Annotated in this window: 18 protein-coding genes; 9 read left to right on the forward strand and 9 right to left on the reverse strand. The window is 34.0% G+C overall.

The genetic code is table 11. The features are described from left to right. Positions 1–17: 17 nt before the first annotated feature. The 3 genes from JI747_RS02720 to JI747_RS02730 form a co-directional block, all read right to left on the reverse strand. On the reverse strand, positions 18–1,862 hold the full coding sequence (locus tag JI747_RS02720; protein WP_225686101.1) for a chloride channel protein: 1,845 nt from the start codon (positions 1,860–1,862) through the stop codon (positions 18–20). A gap of 147 nt (positions 1,863–2,009) precedes the next feature. Beyond that, positions 2,010–2,369, reverse strand: a complete 360-nt coding sequence (locus tag JI747_RS02725; RefSeq protein ID WP_225686103.1) for a prevent-host-death protein — start codon at positions 2,367–2,369, stop codon at positions 2,010–2,012. 252 nt (positions 2,370–2,621) lie between these two features. Beyond that, a complete protein-coding gene (locus JI747_RS02730) occupies positions 2,622–2,978 on the reverse strand; it encodes a hypothetical protein (RefSeq protein ID WP_225686105.1) in 357 nt (118 codons plus the stop codon). Between the two features lie 205 nt (positions 2,979–3,183). Between JI747_RS02730 and JI747_RS02735 the strand changes: the two genes are divergently transcribed. Beyond that, entirely contained in the window at positions 3,184–5,382 is a 2,199-nt protein-coding gene (locus tag JI747_RS02735; protein WP_225686107.1) for an outer membrane beta-barrel family protein, read from the forward strand. Positions 5,383–5,457: 75 nt separating this feature from the next. On the opposite strand, the gene JI747_RS02740 is transcribed toward JI747_RS02735, so the two are convergent. The 3 genes from JI747_RS02740 to JI747_RS02750 all read right to left on the reverse strand — a co-directional run bounded on the left by JI747_RS02740 (position 5,458) and on the right by JI747_RS02750 (position 7,578). Then, positions 5,458–6,450, reverse strand: a complete 993-nt coding sequence (locus JI747_RS02740) for an SDR family oxidoreductase (protein ID WP_225686109.1) — start codon at positions 6,448–6,450, stop codon at positions 5,458–5,460. Between the two features lie 152 nt (positions 6,451–6,602). Next, a complete protein-coding gene (locus JI747_RS02745) occupies positions 6,603–6,830 on the reverse strand; it encodes a glutathione synthase (protein ID WP_225686111.1) in 228 nt (75 codons plus the stop codon). A gap of 250 nt (positions 6,831–7,080) precedes the next feature. Beyond that, the gene (locus JI747_RS02750; protein ID WP_225686113.1) at positions 7,081–7,578 is read right to left on the reverse strand and encodes a hypothetical protein; all 498 of its coding nucleotides are present in this window, start codon (positions 7,576–7,578) and stop codon (positions 7,081–7,083) included. A 216-nt stretch (positions 7,579–7,794) separates the two neighbouring features. On the opposite strand from JI747_RS02750, the gene JI747_RS02755 reads away from it, so the two are divergent. Next, positions 7,795–8,961: a cytochrome-c peroxidase gene (locus JI747_RS02755; protein ID WP_225686114.1), complete on the forward strand. Its 1,167-nt coding sequence runs from the start codon at positions 7,795–7,797 to the stop codon at positions 8,959–8,961. Between the two features lie 262 nt (positions 8,962–9,223). Here the strand turns inward: JI747_RS02755 and JI747_RS02760 are convergent, their stop codons facing one another. Beyond that, on the reverse strand, positions 9,224–10,423 hold the full coding sequence (locus JI747_RS02760) for an MFS transporter (RefSeq protein ID WP_225686119.1): 1,200 nt from the start codon (positions 10,421–10,423) through the stop codon (positions 9,224–9,226). Positions 10,424–10,676: 253 nt separating this feature from the next. Between JI747_RS02760 and JI747_RS02765 the strand changes: the two genes are divergently transcribed. From JI747_RS02765 to JI747_RS02795, 7 genes are all read left to right on the forward strand, one after another. Beyond that, on the forward strand, positions 10,677–11,933 hold the full coding sequence (locus tag JI747_RS02765; RefSeq protein ID WP_225686121.1) for an aminotransferase class I/II-fold pyridoxal phosphate-dependent enzyme: 1,257 nt from the start codon (positions 10,677–10,679) through the stop codon (positions 11,931–11,933). A gap of 5 nt (positions 11,934–11,938) precedes the next feature. After that, positions 11,939–12,577, forward strand: coding sequence for a TetR/AcrR family transcriptional regulator (locus JI747_RS02770; protein ID WP_225686123.1), 639 nt, complete (start codon positions 11,939–11,941; stop codon positions 12,575–12,577). Between the two features lie 90 nt (positions 12,578–12,667). After that, positions 12,668–13,753: a DNA polymerase III subunit gamma/tau gene (gene dnaX, locus JI747_RS02775; protein WP_225686126.1), complete on the forward strand. Its 1,086-nt coding sequence runs from the start codon at positions 12,668–12,670 to the stop codon at positions 13,751–13,753. Positions 13,754–13,830: 77 nt separating this feature from the next. Continuing rightward, entirely contained in the window at positions 13,831–14,367 is a 537-nt protein-coding gene (locus tag JI747_RS02780) for a hypothetical protein (RefSeq protein WP_225686128.1), read from the forward strand. A gap of 384 nt (positions 14,368–14,751) precedes the next feature. After that, complete coding sequence (locus JI747_RS02785) at positions 14,752–15,831, forward strand: chorismate mutase (RefSeq protein WP_225686130.1); 1,080 nt, start codon at positions 14,752–14,754, stop codon at positions 15,829–15,831. A gap of 128 nt (positions 15,832–15,959) precedes the next feature. Beyond that, positions 15,960–16,886, forward strand: a complete 927-nt coding sequence (gene rsgA, locus JI747_RS02790; protein ID WP_225686132.1) for a ribosome small subunit-dependent GTPase A — start codon at positions 15,960–15,962, stop codon at positions 16,884–16,886. 331 nt (positions 16,887–17,217) lie between these two features. Next, positions 17,218–17,634 (forward strand): nucleoside-diphosphate kinase, encoded by a 417-nt coding sequence (locus JI747_RS02795; protein ID WP_225686135.1) that lies wholly within the window; start codon positions 17,218–17,220, stop codon positions 17,632–17,634. Between the two features lie 63 nt (positions 17,635–17,697). Here the strand turns inward: JI747_RS02795 and JI747_RS02800 are convergent, their stop codons facing one another. Next, on the reverse strand, positions 17,698–19,542 hold the full coding sequence (locus JI747_RS02800) for an alpha-L-fucosidase (RefSeq protein ID WP_225686137.1): 1,845 nt from the start codon (positions 19,540–19,542) through the stop codon (positions 17,698–17,700). A 291-nt stretch (positions 19,543–19,833) separates the two neighbouring features. Further along, positions 19,834–20,484 (reverse strand): ribulose-phosphate 3-epimerase, encoded by a 651-nt coding sequence (gene rpe / locus JI747_RS02805; RefSeq protein ID WP_225686139.1) that lies wholly within the window; start codon positions 20,482–20,484, stop codon positions 19,834–19,836. Between the last annotated feature and the right edge of the window lie 22 nt (positions 20,485–20,506).

Below are 20,506 nucleotides of genomic sequence, written 5' to 3' on the forward strand. Positions count from 1 at the left end.
CTTTTTATATAGATATCTTAATCCGAATATTCTTTAAGTAATTGTCTGTAGCTCATCAGAATTTTTGATTTGGAGATAAACCCTATGAATTTATTGGTGTTATCTACCACAGGTAAATTCCAGACTCCGGTATCATCAAAGATCTGAAGAATTTCTAAAGGACGGTCTTCCGGATGAATGATTGCGAGTGGTGTTTTCATGATTTCGGTAATTGTTACCGGAATTTTTTCAGCATTGAATAAATAAGGTCTGATATCATCCAGTGTCAGAATTCCACGCAATGTTTTGTGGTCATCGACGATGGCAAAAATATTTTTGTCTCCGTTTTTTACAAGTTCAAACAGATCGTCAATAGGCGCATTTTCCTGAATCATCTGAGAGTATCGGTCAATAAATTCTTCTGTTTTTAACGAAAATAATAAATTCTTATCATGTTTATTCGTAAAGATTTTTCCCTGATCAGCCATAGATTTAAGTTCCGGCGAAATAGGAGAGAACCATTTGGCGATTAGGTAAGATAGAATAGAAGCAATCATTAAAGGAATAAACAGATCATATCCAGAACTGGATTCAGCAATCAGAAAAATTGCGGTTAACGGAGCGTACATAACACCGCTCATCGCTCCTGCCATTCCTACCAGAACAAGATTGGTAATAGGAACTTCTGTAAAGCCTATTTGTTGACAGATAATCGCAAACAAATAACCAACGGTTCCACCTGCAAAAAGAGAAGGTGCAAAATTTCCCCCGTTTCCTCCGCTGAAAATAGTGAAAGAAGTAGCAAAAGCCTTTAATAAAAGAACCAGAATAAGAAAGATGATAATGGTAAGATCTTTAATCTCAAAATATCTGAAAAGACTATTTTCAATAATCTGGTGAGTATCTCCGTTGGTAAAAGCTTTTACCGTTTCATAACCTTCACCAAACAAAGGCGGGAAAAGCACACACAATAAAGAAAGAACAGCGCCTCCAAACATGGCTTTTCTGAGACGGGACATTTGTAATCCTTTTATAAAATGCTCCACTTTTTGCGAGATCACTACAAAATATCTTGCATATAATCCGGCAATAATCCCTAAAACAAGATAATAAGGTACATTACGGTAATTGAAAGCCTCTCTTGCATGAAACCTGAAAAGCACATCTTCCTGAAGTAAAACCCTTGATAATAAACTTCCACAAACGGCAGCAACAACCAAAGGAATGAAATCTGTGAACACAACCCCCGTCAGCAAAATTTCAAAAGCAAACATAATTCCTGCAATCGGAGCATTGAAAGCAGAAGCGATCCCCGCAGTTGCTCCGGCTGCTAATAAAAGAGTACGCTCCTTATAAGTAAGACGGTAGGTTTGTGCATAATTGGAACCGATTGCTGCTCCTGTTACTGCAATGGGGCTTTCCAGTCCTGCCGATCCTCCAAGCCCTACCGTTATGGCACTCTGAATGATTTGAGAATACATTTTAACTGATGAAACAATACTGGAGTTCTGTGCAATTTCATACAAAATAGCTCCAATTCCTTTTCTGTCCTGTCCTTTAAACAAAGTAAGAACAATACTGGTCGTTAAAACAATTCCTAAAAACGGAAAAACAATATAAAATAAAATCTGATATTCGAAATGAACTTCGGTGGTAATAAAATGATGAATACTGTGAACCAAAGTTTTCAGTAAAACCCCTGCCAAACCGGCAGTACAACCAACGAGAATTCCGGATAACACCAGAAACTGATTTCTGCTGAGCCTGTTATTTAACCAATGAAGAATGAGTTCGTAGCTGCGTGCTTTTTCAAGTCCAAACTTCTGAAAGTCTCTTTTAAACTTTAAAAAGCTCAGCAATTTTTTTTTATTATGAATTTTCACCTGCTTAAATTTGGGAATATGCGATCAATAGAAATGTAAATGTAAGAAATTATATTTTTAATGATCGCTTATAGAGTCATATATTAAATCTTAAAATCTCCAAAACCAGCAGATTTCGGAGTATAAGAAAAAGTACGATTAGTACAATTAGCTAAGCGTATAGTTTAAGATAACCAGTCTCAGAATAAAGTGAACATAATTTTCCTCAACTTCTTTTCTGTTGATGAGCTTGTTTTTATATTCGTAGGATGACAAAGCCTGTATAGCTCTTTGATACATTTCAAAATCTTCCCCTTTTATTTTGATTCTTCCGTTACCGTCTTTAGTTTGAATAAGATTATTGTCTAAAGTTCTGACTTTGAATAAGACATGATTCAATTTTGAACGAGATCGCATTGAACCGGCATGTCTTTCAACGATATTCACTTTGAACGAATCAAATACGATGGTGTTGAAAACGATATTAGAACCGGGTTCCTGCGTATTGAGTTCAAGTGTATAATTCATAAAATTTTCTTTTTGCAAATTTACGTAGAAGAAGAAGATTTTCAAAATAAATTAGCTAAATCTATTCAGTAATTTTTAAAGTTAAATTTTAATTCCAATTAATTTTTTTTAATAAATAGAATCTTGTACTTAATGAATTCGCTTTTACAATGAAAGGTATTCAACAGTAATCGCTATTTTATATACTTAAAAAGCAGATAATGAATGTTTATTGCCAAATTTTAATTATATAAAAACGAAGAAAAATAAGTATCAATGCAAAAACTCCGAACGGGCGATACGTACCCCGTACTCACTTCCCAGATATAATGGATTTCCATGCTTTTCGGACCAGAAACCATCCAGAATATTTTCATTAATACAACGATAAACAGCTACTCCTTTATAAATCTTGTGATCATCACCTTCATAATTAAAATTAATAACTAAAATCTGGTCTTTATAAAAACCGGTGCCTTTCTGTTCATGATCATCAATAATCCATTGGGCAATGATCCTCTTATTTTCGTCAAGAGATAAAGTTAATATTCCGTGATAGGAAATATGTCCTGTTTCTTCCTGATTACTGCCCTGAATTGAATAGCTTCCTACAAGATCCTCTACTGTCATTGATTGATTTTTTACAAATTTAAAAATATTGTTTTGATGTCTGAAACGATAATGTTCTTTAAATTATTCTAATTTTCAATCTTATAAAAGATTTTATTTTTGAAAAATTGGAGACTTCCTTATTAATATTAACTTTAATTTAACGTTTGACGATGTAACGAATATTCCCGTATTGGTGTCTTATAATTGGAAAAACATAATTTCAATGAAAAATATTATAGTGCCAATCGCTTTATTAATGGGAACTTTAGTCTTTGCTCAGGCTCAAAAAGATACTTTAGAATCGAAAGTAAAAGAAAAAGAAATAGAAGCGGTTACGTTCGTGGCAAAAAAGCCAACGGTAGAATCTAAGGTTGACCGTACGGTGTTTAATGTTGCCAATAGTTCAATTCTTGCGGGGAATACAACTTGGGATGTACTGCGAATGACCCCCTTGTTAAGCATTGATAATAATGACGCGATAAAAGCGGAAGGAGAAACTGTTACGGTATATATCAACGACAGAAAAACCGTATTTACAGGGAAAGAACTGAAAGAATATTTAAAGACAATTCCTGCCGATAACCTGATGAAAATAGAAGTAATCACCAGTCCTTCTTCAAGATATGAAGCAACAGGTTCGGTTATCAATATTGTTTTGAGAAAACGTGATGATGAAGGATTAAAAGGGAGTGTAACCTTTAATAACAGGCAGAATACCAAAAATTCTCAGTACAGCAATCTTAACTTAAATTATCACAAGAAAAACTTTACACAAACCCTTATCGGAGGTTACAGTGATAATACTAATGTACAGAAAAGCTCCAGTCTTTATACTTTGTATGAAGATAATTCAACGACTCAGATTAATTCCAAAACGATTGGAAGGTATAAAAGTCCGTCGGTTTCTTCAACTTCGGAATTTGAGCTGAATAGCAAAAATACAGTAGGGGTTATTCTGGAATATTATCAAAGTAATTCGAACTCTTCTTCTGATGCAGACGGGCTGAAAAATATCAATGGAGATTTTGATAATTCTTATATCCAGAATCAAAACTCAAATGGTCTTAACCGTAATTTGGGAACGAATCTTTTCTATAAATGGTATGATAAGGAAAAGAATAAGATTTTAGATGTAAACTTAGGAACAAACTATTATGGTCAGTCAGATGACAGCTATTACATAAAAGATATGCTTTCCGTTAAAGATAAAGTATTGGTAAGAGATATTAAAGACATAGGAGTCCTTACGGATACAGAAAACAGAAATTATTATATTAAAGTTGATTATACTCAGCCATTAGGAAAATCAGGCGGTAATTTCGAGATTGGAGGGAAGATCGATTTTAACAATAATGTAATTCCGAACAGTTTGTATGGGAATAACCTGGGAAGTCTAAGTAAAAATGATACTTTTCATTATGAAGATCAGATTGGTTCAATCTATGGAAACTACAGCAAGACATTCTTTAAAAAATTAGAAACGAGAATAGGACTTCGTTACGAATATATTGATTACAAAATTAGCCAGGACGTTGCCGGAACCTCAAGAAAAGATTCTTACGGAAAATTATTACCTAATATTTTAGTTAAATATTCCTTCTCAGATAAATATGATCTGAGCTTAACTTATAATAAAAATATATGGAGACCTTGGTATGCAGAATTCAATCCGTTTTTAATTCCCAATAACGACGGTTTCTATAGCCGTGGAAATATCGATCTGGAACCGAACCCAAGTGACAGAGTATATATGAAACTTGGAATTCTGAAGAAATACTTTATCTCAGCAAGATATATGTTTACCGATCAGGATTATTGGACAGATTATGTACAGGGAGATATTACGGGTTCAGATGGGAAACCACAGAAAATAACCATTACCCAGCCTTCCAATTTTGCTGGAAAGGTTCATAAATATTATGTATACGCGAATACAAACCAGACCTTCTTTAAAAATAAATTTACAGTAAATCTTGGGTTGGGTTGGTATTATATCGACAATAGCGATTTTAATCAGAAAAATAAACTGTACAATGCGAACAGCTACATCAGTTATCTGAGTGCTTCAACCAATCTTTCATACACTAATCTTTTTAATAAAAACATTAATTTGAGTGCATGGGTGGAAGTTTCTAACCAAAATAACGGGAACTCTACTACAAATAAAGCGAATGTTTTCCATAATATTTCTGCAACGAAAATATTCCCGAAAACACAGATGGAGGTCAGTCTTCAGTTGATGAATATTTTCCAGAGACCGAATTATGATGCTACAACGTATACACAGGGAGGAACTTTCAGAAATGCTTCGAAATGGGATTGGTACGGTGCTTCCATCTCATTCGTAAAGCGATTTGGGAACCAGAAAGTAAAAGAAAATACCAAAACCGATGTTGAGAAAAACGGAGGCGGAGGAAAATAGTTTCGTGTTTTTCTAATTGAAACGGATCATGATATTCATGATCCGTTTTTATATATTAAAAAAAAGAGAAAAGATTTATTTTTTAGAAGATTTTGAGGAGAAAATCATGTAAGCTAATCCAAGTCCTATACCGGCAAAAATCGACAGTTTTGTCTTCCTTGAAAGTACGGGAAACATAGTTTCACCATAAATCCGATGGGGTTCTGATGACGGAGTAAGGACATTTCCTGCATCATTAGGCGCTTTTTTCACTTTCATCAACACTCTCATAGCGGCTGAAGCGGTATTCATGACAGGTTTAGGAAATAATCCATAGATATTTTTAAGTATCATTGAAGTGAAATCCGGAAAAAGATCCTTTTTAGGATGTTTGGCAAGTTGTACGATACTTGCAGCTGTATCTCTGGGATCTGCGGCTAAAGGAGGTATTTTAAAATCTAATCCTGAATACTTTGCCGAATGCATATTTCCGGTAGATCTTTGGATTTGCGGATAAAGATTACAGATATGAATATAAGGGAAATCCGAAATCTCTCCATGTAGACATTCCATCATTCCGCGGATTCCAAACTTGGCAGAAGAATACGCTGCACTATAGGGAGCAGGCATAAAACCGCCGATCGAAACATTATTGATAAGGATACCTTCCTGTTGTTTTTTGAAAATAGGTAAAACACTGTAAGCTCCATGCATATACCCGAAAAGATTGGTCTTTATCACCTGTTCGTTCAGCTCCATAGGAATTTCTTCAAACTTTCCGCTTGCCATTACTCCTGCATTGTTTACCCATATATCGATTCTTCCGTTAAATTGCAAAGCCTTATTTGCTAAATTCTGAACATCTTCCGCGATAGAAACATCGGTGAGAACGCTCATTGCTGCGACACCCAAATCTCTGCACAAAGTCACCGTTTCATCCAAACCTTCTTTTCCTCTTGCTGCTACTACAATATTGCAGCCTTCCAATGCAAAAGCTTCCGCAGCAGCTCTTCCTACACCGCTGCTTCCTCCGGTAATGACGACAGTTTTTCCTTTTAAACTTTTTTGTAATAGATCAGCTGATTTCATTTTGTGATTGTTTTTGGTTGATGCTAATAATCAACCTATTATTATGCCATTAAGAATATTTCTGATTCCTAATTTTTTTAAACAATGTCTAGCTGACTAAAGATTTTATACTTTAGAATATTTTGAATTGTTGAGATAACGGTTGTGAAATTTTATTCATCAAATAAAATTCTTCCGTCAAAAGGTTCGCTCCAGCGGATCATAATCAATTTGTTGTGCCTTTTAATTTCAGCTTGTAGTACTTCATACTCTCCATTTTCATTTTTTCTTTCTACAATCAGATCAACTCCTTCGCCAATATTTCCTTCTTGAAATTCCAACTGAAACTCACCGGACTGATTTTTTACAAAATCCTCTTTTTTAAAATTTCTGTGTGCCATGATATGTATTTTTAAGATAATCAAGGTAGAGAATAAACTATGCCAAGACGAAATTTTATTATTTTTTCTTAAAAAATCTTAATTATTGCTAAAAAAACGGATGCAAGATTTATTTGGCACAAAATTTTAATAGGAGAATGTAACTCATGTTTAATTTGAGTTTTCATGGTTATTAGTTTTTATCCTCAGAGTTTTCTGAGGATTTTTTTTTATCCATAAAGAAAGGGTAGAGAAGGGGAAATGAAACTGCTTATTTTCTTTTTATTCCGATCATGCGTAATGCAGTTCTTGTTAAAAATATTTCATCAAATGCCGTAAGAGATTCCACATCCTGGAAATTCAAAAAGCTAAGATCAGTTTTATTGAATGACAACTCAATAGAAGTATTATAAGTAGCGACAATTCTTACTCGGGAATAGCCATTGTAATCTACTTTGAAATCTTTAAAAAAACATTGCTGCTCTGCAGTTTGATAGATTCTGTATTCTTCAAATGCAGCAGTATCAACTGTTTCTCCATTGCTATTGTGCTCAAGAGTTTTCCAGGAGATATAATTTTTCGGTTCTTTCAAAACATTGCCTTGCTGATCTACGGGAACAAACATTCCTAGACGTAAAGGTTTTTTCAGGAAATTGGCATAGTTCTTCATCAGTTTTAATGTTTGAAGATCTGCATATCCTTCGTGGGAATAATATTCTATGACAAAAGTAGTCATCGGAATCAGCTTATGAGACGCATCAGGCTGCATATATACAAGGGCTTTTTAAAAAAAATAAAAATAGCATTTTTATTCATTTTATCAAGTCTGCTTAGAAAGATAAATTTTAAATAATAGTATATTTTTGTTAATTAATTGATTTTTAGTGTTTTGTTTTGAATCAGATAGATTGTTATAACCAGAATTGATCTTCATCATCCCAAAATAAAATTAATACCTATTTTTGCTGAAATTCGTCGGAAAAAAATGAAGAATGTACTAAGCTGGGTTTTAGTTTTATTTCTTACCGTTTCACTTTTAAACAACTGTCTGAGCAATCAAGTTCAGAAAGATATTGAGCAGAAAAAATCCTTCATTACCAAATTGAGGCAACTCTATGCTTCCGGCGATACTTCAAAATGGCCCGTTCCGATGCTGGACGAAGAGACAAAACCTTATTTTTCGGAGATCGGTCATCTTCCTGAAATAGAATTTCCAAAAGATAATCCATACTCATCGGAAAAAGCTTTGCTGGGAAAAACATTATTTTACGATCCGCGTCTTTCGGGTTCTAATCAGATTGCCTGTGCTTCCTGCCACGATCCTGAATTGGGATGGTGTGATAACAGAATGGTTTCTTTTGGGCATGATAGACAATTGGGAACCCGGAATGCAATGAGTATTTTAAATTCAGCTTACGCAACTTCTTTGTTTTGGGATGGCCGCGCTGCTTCACTGGAAGAGCAATCTCAGATGCCTATTCAGGATCAGAGAGAAATGAGTGAGCATATTGAGATGGCAGTGGGAAAAATTGCTAAAATAAAAGGATATGAAATCTTATTTGAAAAAGCTTTCGGAGATAAAAAGATAACAAAAGAAAAAATTACTAAAGCGATTGCAACTTTTGAAAGAACGATTAAAAGTTCTCCGAGTAAATTTGATCGCTTTATAGATGGTGAAACCAATCTTTTCTCTGATGATGAAGTGATGGGGCTTCATCTGTTTCGTACAAAAGCACAATGCGTCAATTGTCATAATTCCGGATACTTTTCAAACAACCGTTTCGAAAATATAGGAACCTCTTTACTGGGATCTGAGCAGGAAGATTTGGGAAGATATCTGGTCACTAAAAATTCTGAAGATGTGGGGAAATTTCGTGTGCCAAGTTTACGGGAAGTTGTAAGGACTGGACCTTGGATGCATAATGGGATTTTTACCTCTTTAGCAGATGTTATCCAGATTTATAACAAGGGAAATCCGGAACCTTATAAAAACCGGACAACCGTGCATAATGGAATTACATTAACCTCCGAAAAATCTGATATGTTAAGGTTATTGGATCTAACAGAAGAAGAAGTTTTACAGCTAGAAAAATTCTTAGGAACACTGTCAACAAAAAATCAGAGGATTTCGCCTCCGGTTTTACCTCAATAAGACGATAAAAACAAAACCCACAATCATAAAATAATTGTGGGTTTTTCGTAAATAAAATATATAATTAAGATTTGGGTGCTTACAATCTATAAATTCAAAGTTTTTTGTCTTTATGTTTTATAAACTTATTCGATCAACACGTTGCAAATACTATGCCTGAAATCCCACGAATTCGTGATTTTTCGTAAAGTTAATGTGTTAAAGTTGCTAACGTGTTCATTTCCTGCTTGAAAAATATATGGTTTTTAATATTAGTCAGTATTTAAGAAGTCCGTTTTGAAAATAAAATGAGTCTTCCGGCCAAGAGAAATGCTATAAAAAGGATTGTGGCAAGGAAACTTACAAAAAAATTCCATGAAGTAGCATGTAGTAAATACCCCGTTCCACTACCAAGAATACTGGAACCAAAATAATAGAATAGCCAATAAATAGAAGTTGCGGAAGATTTCCCGTATTTTGCCCGGATAGCAACCATTTGACTGGCCATAGTATGCGCAGAGAAAAAGGATAACGTAAATAATGCTAAACCGAATATCAACAGATAAATATTCTGTGAATAAAAAAGTAATAAAGAAGCAAACATCGTTACAATAGAATACTTCAGGATGTTTCTCTTTTCATAGAACCTTGAAAGATAGCTGGTAAGCATAGTTCCGAAAACACCGAAAATATACATTAAAAAAATCAAAGCTATCAAGTAATGACTCAATGAAAATGGAGGAGCCTCTAAACGGAAGCTTAGATAATTATAAATACTTACAAAAGACCCCATAATCATGGCAGCAATACAGAATAAAGATAATAAAAACGGATCCGAAAGAAACTTTCTCATCTGTTTTATCTTTAAAGAATAATCTATTTTTTGAGGATGAAAAAAACGGGAGTTCGGAAAAATTTTCCAGAAAGTCAACCCTAATATTAAACTTGCTATTCCGATGATCATAACTGCATTTTTCCAGCCGTATTCTCCTGCAAGAATTGTTGTAGATATCCTTCCGCTCATTCCTCCGATCGTATTTCCGCTCAGATACATACTTATGGCAAGAGCAACAGAAGATATTTCCACTTCTTCAGTAAGATAGGCAAGAGCAACCGCAGAAACACCGGATACTAAAAAACCTTTAAAAAAGCCAATTGCAATTAAAATACTGAGATTGGGAATCCATGTAGAAACAAATGTCAGAAATGCAGAAGAAAGGAGAGAAAAGACCATCAGTTTTTTTCTGGAATACGCATCTGCTTTAAAAGCAAAGAAAAAAAGACCTGCAGCCATTCCTATAGTGGAAGAAGATACCAGAAGAGAGCTGTTTCCTGCTCCGGCATTAAAATATTCACTCACCAAAGGAAGAAGCGGCTGAAAAAGATAAAGCTGTGCAAATACAGAAAGCCCCGATAAGAATATGCCTATTTTGATAAGTTTGAATCTATGACTTTTCTTGTCTGCTTTTTCTAAATTATTCATGATGCTATATTCAAAAGATATTTTGAAATGCGCAAATTTCTTACTATTTTTTGAATAAGAAAAGGAATAAACTTTGATGAAATCTATTCATAAAATTGATTAGTGATTTAATTTTTAGAAGAAAAGATAATCTAAGAGATAACACGTTGTAGTTGTAGATGAAAATAAAAAGATGTTTTCTGGAAAAATAAAAAAAATAAGACGAGATAATCTTATATTTGTTATAAATAATTCACAAAACTAATAATTAAGGATGAACATAGATTTTACAACAGCAACGTTTAAGGACTTTGAAAATATTCCGGGTCTGGATATGATGGAACGCGCCAATGCTTATTATGATTTTTTAGACTATATGAAATCTAATGGACATCGTTACAGACTACAAAATAATACAGGATGTAGTTCAATAATGAACGTGACTGCAGAGAACACTACAAAAGAATTTATAAGCTTTGTGACAAGTGATTACTTAGGATTTACACAACATCCAAAAGTGAAACAGGCAGCCATTGAAGGTGTGGAAAAATTTGGGGCAGGTACTGCAGCCACTCCGCTTATAGGAGGATATTATTCATATCATAATGACCTGGAAGAAAAAATAGCTGGATTTTTTGGAAGATCACAAGATGAAGCTGTAATTTTTACAACAGGATATACAGCAAATAGTGCGACATTGCAGATTTTGCTTCAAAAAGAAGATATAGCTATTGTGGATATGGCAGTACACGCAAGTGTATATGAAGGATGTATTTTAACAAACAGAAAGACATTTCCACATAATAATTTAGAGGCTTTGGAACATATTCTAAAAACCTCAGAAAATCAATACCGTACCAAATTGGTCGTTATTGACGGAGTATATTCTCAAGACGGAGATACAGCTCCCATTGAAGAAATATACCAATTGGTAAAAAAATATAATGCATATTTAATGGTTGATGATGTACATGGAGTAGGAATTTTAGGAAAAACAGGAAGAGGAACGATTGAAGACACCGGTTTGCTGGATAAAATTGATATCATCACAGGAACATTCAGTAAAACATTCGGTAATCTGGGAGGGTATGTGATCGCAAATAAAAAACTGACCAATTTTATCAGATTTCAATCCCGTCAGCAGATATTTTCTGCAACTACACCGCCTCCTACAGCCACAGGAATCATTAAAGCCATTGAATTAATAGATGAAGAACCGCATTGGCGTTTAAAATTGTGGGATAATATTAATTATTTCAAAAAAGGACTGGATGATATGGGATTAGATACGGGAACTACCTGTTCTGCCGTTGTCCCTGTGAAAATTGGAGACCCTCATATCACGGGAGATGTTGGGAAACTTCTCTTAGATCACGGGATCTATACCAATCCGATTATTTATCCCGCAGTCGCAAGAAAAGATGCCCGTATAAGGATGAGTGTTACTGCAACACACGAGCGTGAGCATCTGGACAAAACGTTAAATGCATTTGAGGATATCAAAAATAAATTGCATATTGCAAAAAAATAATAAACATGCCTAGAAAAGTTGTACAAGGTCCTATCAGAGATAAAGAAAAGACCAAACAAAAACTATTAGCAGCTGTTGGAAAAATTTTACGAGTTAAAGGCTATTCAGGACTGAAAGTAAGTAAAATTGCTGCGGTAGCGGGATTTGATAAAAAACTAATCTATGAATATTTCGGAAGTACCGATAAATTGATTGATGAGTATATCAAGTCACAGGATTATTGGAGTAGAGTAAGCCAGGAAAATGTAGAAGTAGATATTTCCGATGGAGGGAAAGAATTGTCTAAAATGGCTATTTTGAGCCAGTATGATAATCTGAAGAAAAATAAAGAACTTCAGAAAATTATACTTTGGGGACTTTCTGAAAGTAAGCCTATTCTAAAGAAAATTGCTGATGAAAGAGAGGAAATAGGAGAAATGCTTTTTTCAAATATTGTAGATCCTTACTTCGGAGAAGAAGATGCTGTAAGATATAGAGCTATTACTGCACTTTTGGTTTCAGGAGCCTATTATCTGAATCTTTATACAGGATATAATGCAAGTAAATTCTGTGGTATCGATTTGAAAACTGACGAAGGAAGACAGGAAATTGAGAAAGCGATCGTTGAAATTATTGATTTTGCATATCAGAAAAAAGAAAAATAAAAACGCCTTTATTCTATAAAGAAATAATTTTGTGGATAATTTGAAACCCTTACCCTTTCAGATTAAAACTTTATTTCTTATTTTTGACCAATGGAAAATTTTATTGTATCTGCAAGAAAGTACCGCCCACAAGAGTTTGACACCGTTGTTGGGCAATCTCATATTACAGATACTTTAGAACATGCTATTGAAGAAAACCAATTAGCTCAGGCTTTGCTTTTCTGCGGGCCAAGAGGAGTGGGTAAAACGACCTGCGCCAGAATTTTAGCTAGAAAGATTAATGAAAAAGACGGTTCTGTTTCAGAAGACGGTTTTGCGTACAATATCTATGAATTAGATGCTGCGTCTAACAACTCTGTAGATGATATCAGAGAATTGATAGATCAGGTTCGCTTTGCTCCTCAGGTAGGTAAATATAAAGTATATATTATCGACGAGGTTCATATGCTGTCTTCTGCCGCTTTCAATGCTTTTCTTAAAACATTGGAAGAACCGCCTGCTCATGCGATCTTTATTTTGGCAACTACCGAGAAACATAAAATCATTCCTACGATTTTGTCTCGTTGTCAGATTTATGATTTCAAGAGAATTACCATTGAAGATATTCAGGCACATCTTAGAAATATTGCACAGAAAGAAAATGTACAATATGAAGACGATGCTTTATATTTAATTGCTCAGAAAGCTGACGGAGCATTAAGAGATGCACTTTCTATTTTTGACAGGCTTTCTACCTTTTCCCAGAAAAACATTACTCTCGCTAAAGCAGCAGAAGTGTTGAATATTCTGGATTATGATCAATACCTTAATATTGTTGATCTGGCAAAAGAAAATAAAATACCTCAAATGCTGTTTTCTTTCAACGAAATTGTAAAAAAAGGATTTGATCCCCATATTTTTATAGCAGGTTTAGGAAATCATTTCAGAGACTTAATGATGGCTCAAAATGCTTCTACTATAGAACTGATAGAAGTCGGAGAGCAGACGAAAACAAAATTTGTAGAGCAGGCCCAGAAATGGAATGCACAGCAATTGATTGACGCTATTGAAATATGTAATCACGCTGATATCAACTACAAAAATTCGAAAAACCCTAGGCTTACTGTAGAAATCGCTTTAATGCAGTTAGCTTCTTTAACGGCTAATGGAGACGTTACAAAAAAAAAAAGTTCATAATATTAGCTCCGTTTCTTGAAGAAAAACAAGAAGTAAAAATTCCTGTTCCGGCTGCACAACCTCAGCAAATCAATGAGGTGAAAAAGGAAACAGCAGTTTCTGTACCGGAGGAAAATACCATCACAAAAACTTCAAAACCTTTATCAAAACGTCCTTCTTCATCAGGATTCAGTATCAATTCTTTTTTAAACAAAGAAGAAAAAATAGAAGTAGACGAAAACGTAGCTGTAAAAACAGAAAACCTTCCGCAGAACCATTTTACAGATACCGACCTTCAGGCTGAATGGAACCTTATGCTGAAACAGCTGCAGAAAAAAGAACCATTTGTTTTCAATGCCGTGAAGACCTTCAAAATGTTTAAAAAAGATGAAAATCACATCATGGTTTCTTACCCTTCAGATTCTGCTAAAGTAGAGTTTGATAAAATAAGTGGTGAGTTTTTTAATCATTTTAGAAGAAAAGTTCATAATTATTCCATTGAAATTGAATATAAAAGAGACTTCGAAAATCTGAAGGTAGAAGTCATGACAAAAAGGAAGATCTTCGAAAAATTTATAGAAAAAAATCCACTTCTTAAAGATCTTGATGATTTAATGAGGTTTGATTTGACATAAATTTTATATATTTGTCAAATATTTGAGAGGAAAATCATTTTCTGACAAATACAAATTAATAAGAATAGCTGAAAATAGACGCTTTAACAATGAAAAAATTGTTTACACCTTACCAGTCTACTTTTGCATCCGCTGATTATTTTAGCGGTTATCTTGGCTTTTCATTTACCTATTTTAGAAATTTCAGAAATTATTACCGATTTTATTGGTATTGCTAATCTGAATTTCTTTCTCAAAAAATACAGGAAAACTGAAATCTCTTTCATTTAAATTCCTGATTCCTTTAAAAACTTTAACGGCATTTTTTGAAAAGAATTATAAAGTAATTTTATAATACATTTCCTATGGTACTAACTTACAAACAAAATAAAATAGAATAAAAATATGAACTTAAAAGATTTAAAAAACGAGTGGATTAATGACTTCGCTCAACCGATGATGATTGCCGGACCATGTAGCGCGGAAAGTGAAGCTCAAATGTTGGAGACGGCCAGAAGAATGAAAGAAACCAATGCACAGGTGCCTATTTTCCGTGCGGGAATCTGGAAACCAAGAACAAAGCCAAATGGTTTTGAAGGAGTAGGAGTGATTGGTTTGAACTGGCTTAAAAAAGTAAAAGAAGAATACGGATTCAAAACGGCAACCGAAGTTGCCAATGCTCATCACGTATTCGCAGCATTGGAAGCAGATGTAGATATTCTTTGGATTGGTGCCCGTTCTACTGTGAATCCTTTTACCGTCCAGGAAATTGCGCAGGCTTTGAGAGGAACAGATAAAATTGTATTGGTGAAAAACCCGGTAAACCCAGATTTAGCTTTATGGATTGGAGCTTTAGAAAGACTTTTAGGACAGGGAATTACCAACTTAGGAGTTATTCACAGAGGATTTTCTACCTACCAAAAAACAAAATACAGAAACAATCCAAACTGGCAGATTGCGTTGGATTTCAAAAGCCAGTTTCCTAATATTCCAATGTTGATAGACCCTTCCCATATTTGCGGAAACCGAACAGGTTTGGCAGATATTACGCAGGAAGCTTTGAACGTTGGTTACCAAGGAGCGATTATAGAAACGCATTGCAATCCTGATGAAGCTTGGAGTGATGCTTCCCAGCAAATTACACCGGAAGTTCTGGCTGAACTGATTGGTAATTTAAAAGTTAGAAACACAGACTTAGCCGGATTTGAAGGAGAAATGGGAAGACACCGAACGCTGATTTCTGATCTTGATTTTCAACTGATTGAATTGCTTTCTCAAAGAATGAAAATTTCTGAAAAAATAGGTAAGCTTAAAAAAGAAAATGATATTGCGATCTTTCAGCCGGAACGTTGGAAAGTGATTACAGAATATGCTATTCAAAAAGCAGTGGAAACTGGAATGTCTCAGGAATTTATTGAAAAAGTATTCAAGGCAATTCACGAAGAATCTATTGAAGTTCAGAATAATATTATGATCAACAGATAATAGTTTTTTAGATTTAAATTAAGTAAGGCTTAGTTTTAGGGGAATTGAAGTATAAACAATTCTGTTTCTCTAAATTCTAAGCCTTATTTTCTATCTTCTAATTCCCTATATTTGCAGCAATATTGTTTATGAAAGGAAAAGTCATTAAATCTACGGGAAGTTGGTATCAGGTTTTAGAATTGGAAACCGGAAAAATTTTCGAAGCCAGAATTCGTGGAAAATTTAAATTGATTAAAACCAGACTGACCAATCCTCTCGCAGTCGGAGATCTTGTTGAATTTCAACTTGAGCAGGATGACGTCGCGTGGATTACAAAAATAGAACCTCGCACAAATTACCTGATAAGAAAATCGGTAAACCTTTCAAAAGAAGCCCATATCATTGCGTCAAACATTGATTTGGCATGTTTTATTTTTACATTAAAACATCCTGAAACCTCTTTAGGTTTTCTTGACAGGTTTTTAGCATGCTGTGAAGCTTACAATATTACTCCGCTGATTTTATTCAATAAAATTGATGTACTCAACGAAGAAGAAATTGAGATTGTAAAAGATATAGAATTCCTTTACAGTGAGATTGGATATGATTCTCTGGAGATTTCTTCCTATTCAAAACTGAATTTAGATCAGTTAAAAGATATTCTTAAAGATAAAACATCTGTATTTTTCGGACATTCTGGCTGTGGAAAATCTACTTTAGTGAATGCTTTGCAACCGGGACTGAATTTAAAAACCTCTGAAATTTCAGATACCCATTTAAAAGGAAAGCATACCACTACTTTTGCTCAGATGCACTTTTGGGACTTTGGCGGAAACGTGATCGATACACCCGGAGTTCGTGAATTTGCCATGATTGATATTGAAAAAGAAGAAGTGCAGCATTACTTCCCTGAAATTTTCAAAAAAAGAGAAGAGTGCAAATATCATAACTGTCTTCATATTAATGAGCCAAAATGTGCCGTTTTGGATGGTTTAGAGACAGGAGAGATCCAACATTCCAGATATTCTACTTATTTAAAGCTTATGGAAGAGGCGGAAGAGGCTTCTTTAAAATAAATTTTCGTTAATTTTTTTATTTTCTATTGTATTATTGCTTCGTAATGAAGTGATAGGTAATTCATTATATTTTAATTTGTTTATATTTTTACGAAATAAACAATAAAAAGCTGGTTTATTTAGTGATATAAAAAAACCCAGCCGAAGCTGGGTAAAAACTAATAACCATGAAAACTCAAATTAAACATGAGAATCGGAATAGAATAAACAATTACTGTGCCAAAAAATTGATTGCGAATTATTCAAAAAGTTAATTTTATGTTAAAAAAAAATTAAAATTAAAATCGGATATTTTTTTGTAATTTTGGTCACTTAAAAAAATATAACATTTATGTCTAACATTACATTCACTATGATTAAGCCGGACGCTGTTGCAGACGGACATATCGGTGCGATATTAGGTAAAATCTCTGAAGGAGGCTTTAAGATTAAAGCTTTAAAATTGACTCAGCTTACAGTTGCTGATGCTAAAAAATTCTACGAAGTACATGCTGAAAGACCATTCTACGGAGAATTGGTAGAATTCATGAGCTCTGGACCAATCGTTGCTGCTGTTTTAGAAAAAGATAATGCAGTTGAAGATTTCAGAACTTTAATTGGTGCTACAAACCCTGCAGAAGCTGCTGAAGGAACAATCAGAAAAATGTTTGCAAGAAGCATTGGAGAAAATGCTGTGCATGGTTCTGATTCTGATGAAAACGCTCTTATTGAAGCTCAGTTTCATTTTTCAGGAAGAGAAATTTTCTAAGAAAAAAGATTTCAAAATAAAAAGTCCGGAGAAAAATCTCCGGACTTTCTTTTTATACAAATGTCATAAATTATTTTCTATGGCTTTTATTTTTTCACGATATAATTCAATAGGTTTATCCAGTAAAACAGCGATGACGGTCATGTCTTTGTCCAGCCTTTCTTTCGGAATGTCAATATAAACAATTCCGGGTCTGTCACTCCAATAAAGCTTATTGTAAATCATATGATTGATCATAGATCCTTCACCTACAATACGAATTCTGGAAATCCCATTTTTAATTCCTTTTAAGGCAATAGGCCCTGTTGGAATTCCTTCCACAAAAAGATAAACGGTCTGTTTGTCTTTTGAAAGGGTACTCATTCCGGAATAGTGACCATTTGGCAGTCCTTTTTCAGTTTCAAAAAGAGCTTCAGCGTGTTTGCTGATCCAGTTTAATGTTTCCTGATTGGTTTTTGAGGTTGTTTTGATCTTCATATTTAGTCCATCATTCGTCAATCCTGAATTATTGAAAATATTTTTTCTTTCATACAGCTGTTCTGAAATTTCATAAACAGAGTTTTGGGAATTTTTGTCTTCTAAAATTTCCTGTAGAGAAAATTCCTCTTTTTTTATTGTCTTGGAAAACTTAATTTTCTCATTGAAATTTAGTTCGACAACAGTCACATCCTGATCAAAATTTACCTTTGAAAAATAAATAGTTGTACCTCCGTAGCGGTCTGTTTTAAAATCAACTTTACCATTATTATCTCCAATAATTTTTGCGGAAATAAGCTTGGAATCTAAACCGTAAATTTTTGTAAAATCTTTAGCTTCCTCCAGGTAAAGAAATACTTTTTTTCCGTCTTTTGAAAGGGAAGATTTTCTTTTGTAATTATCAAAAGGTAAGCCTTTTCGTGTTCCGTAAATTGCTTCTTTGTGTTTTGAAGTCCATCTTCCAAGGTTTTTTAGAATTTCTGCCTGTTCTTCAGGGATGCTTCCATCTGCTTTTGGCCCTATATCTAAGAGTAAATTTCCTCCCATACTGATAGCATCAGCCAATGTTCTTACGATCATGTTGGGTGTTTTGTAATGAGTGTCAAAAGGCTGGAATCCCCAGGAATCATTCATGGTATAGCAAAGTTCCCAATATTCATTTTCCGGGCTTATTACCGGAATTCCTTGTTCCGGTGTTTCATAATCACCATGATTGTTAAGTCTTGAATTAATAATAATATTTGGATTGTGTTTTTTCAGATTTTCAAGAGTTTCTGGAGCATGCCATTCTTGCGAAGAGTGTTCCCAATCACCATCAAACCATAAAAGATCGGGTTGATATTGTGAAGAAAGTTCATTTAACTGAGTTTGATAATAAGTGATGTAATTTTGCCAACGTTTAACATCATTTTTTATATCATATCTTTTTTCGGCTCTTGTTTTAATGTCATAATAAGGGTGGCTCCAATCAGGAAGAGAGTAATAAAGTCCAGTTTTTAATCCTGATTTTTTAAGTTCACTCACAAAAGGAGTCAAGACGTCTTTTTTTGCTAAAGAATTTTGAGGAATGGTTGTTGCTTTCTCTGCTTTAGAATTCCAAAGAGCTACACCATCGTGGTGTTTTGTAGTTATCACAGAATATTTTGCTCCGGAATCTTTAATCAGTTTTACCCAGTTTTCAGGTTGGTATTGTGAAGCGGAAAATCCATTAAGCTGCTTCATATAATTTTCATGATTAATATAATTATTAAAAAAAGACCAGGATTCGGAAATGCCATTGACAGAGTAAATTCCCCAGTGAATAAAAATTCCCAGTTTAGCATCCTGAAACCATTCCATTTTTTGATCAGTAAGCGAGCCGTTTTGAGCGTTGATTTGAGAAGTGGAAAGAAGTGCTCCTAATAGAAAAGTCCTGATCAACTTGTTTTTCATTGTTTATTTTTTGCTAAAATAAGGAAAGTAATGATGTTGTAAAAGACTGTATATTTTGAGGCTATAGTTTTAAAATACAAAAACACCGTAAAAATACGGTATTTGAATTTCCGTGTTTTTACGGTGTTTTTGTATTGGTATTTATTAGGAAATTTACGCCATCAAATTATGGAAGTAATCTATAATTAATACATGTAAAAACTAATAACTATTATAAACTCAATTTTTTTTGGGGAAATGATAAAGGCAACCGAAAGGCTGCCTTTTCATTTTTATGTAATATCAGTCAGTTTAGATCTTTAATAATTCGATTGTTTTTTCAGGACTCTCGGCTGAGAATACCGCATTGCCTGCAACTAAAACGTCAGCTCCTGCTTCGAAAAGCTTAGAAGCATTATCAAGATTCACTCCGCCATCTACTTGGATAAGAGCGGTAGAGTTATTACTTAAGATTAAATCTTTAGTTTCAGCAATCTTTTTATAAGTATTTTCAATGAATTTCTGACCTCCAAATCCTGGATTTACACTCATTAATAATACCAAATCTACATCAGCAATAATATCTTCCAACATTAAAACCGGAGTAGAAGGGTTTAAAACAACTCCTGCCTTTGCGCCCAAACTCTGAATATGATGAATGGTTCTGTGAAGATGTGTACAAGCTTCATAATGAACAGAAACCAAATCTGCCCCATGATTGATGAATTCTTCAACATATTTTTCTGGTTCAACAATCATTAAATGAACGTCTACAAACTTTTTCGCGTGTTGTTGAATCGTTTTCATCACAGGAAAACCAAATGAAATATTAGGAACAAATCTTCCGTCCATCACATCCACGTGAAGCCAGTCAGCCTGAGAATTGTTCAGCATTTCAATGTCTCTTTGCAGATTCCCAAAGTCTGCGGATAAAAGGGAAGGAGCAATAAGCTTCGTTTTCATTTTTACTTTTTATACTTTACTT

It is taken from the genome of Chryseobacterium tagetis, from assembly GCF_016735585.2.
Taxonomy (GTDB): Bacteria; Bacteroidota; Bacteroidia; order Flavobacteriales; family Weeksellaceae; genus Chryseobacterium; species Chryseobacterium tagetis.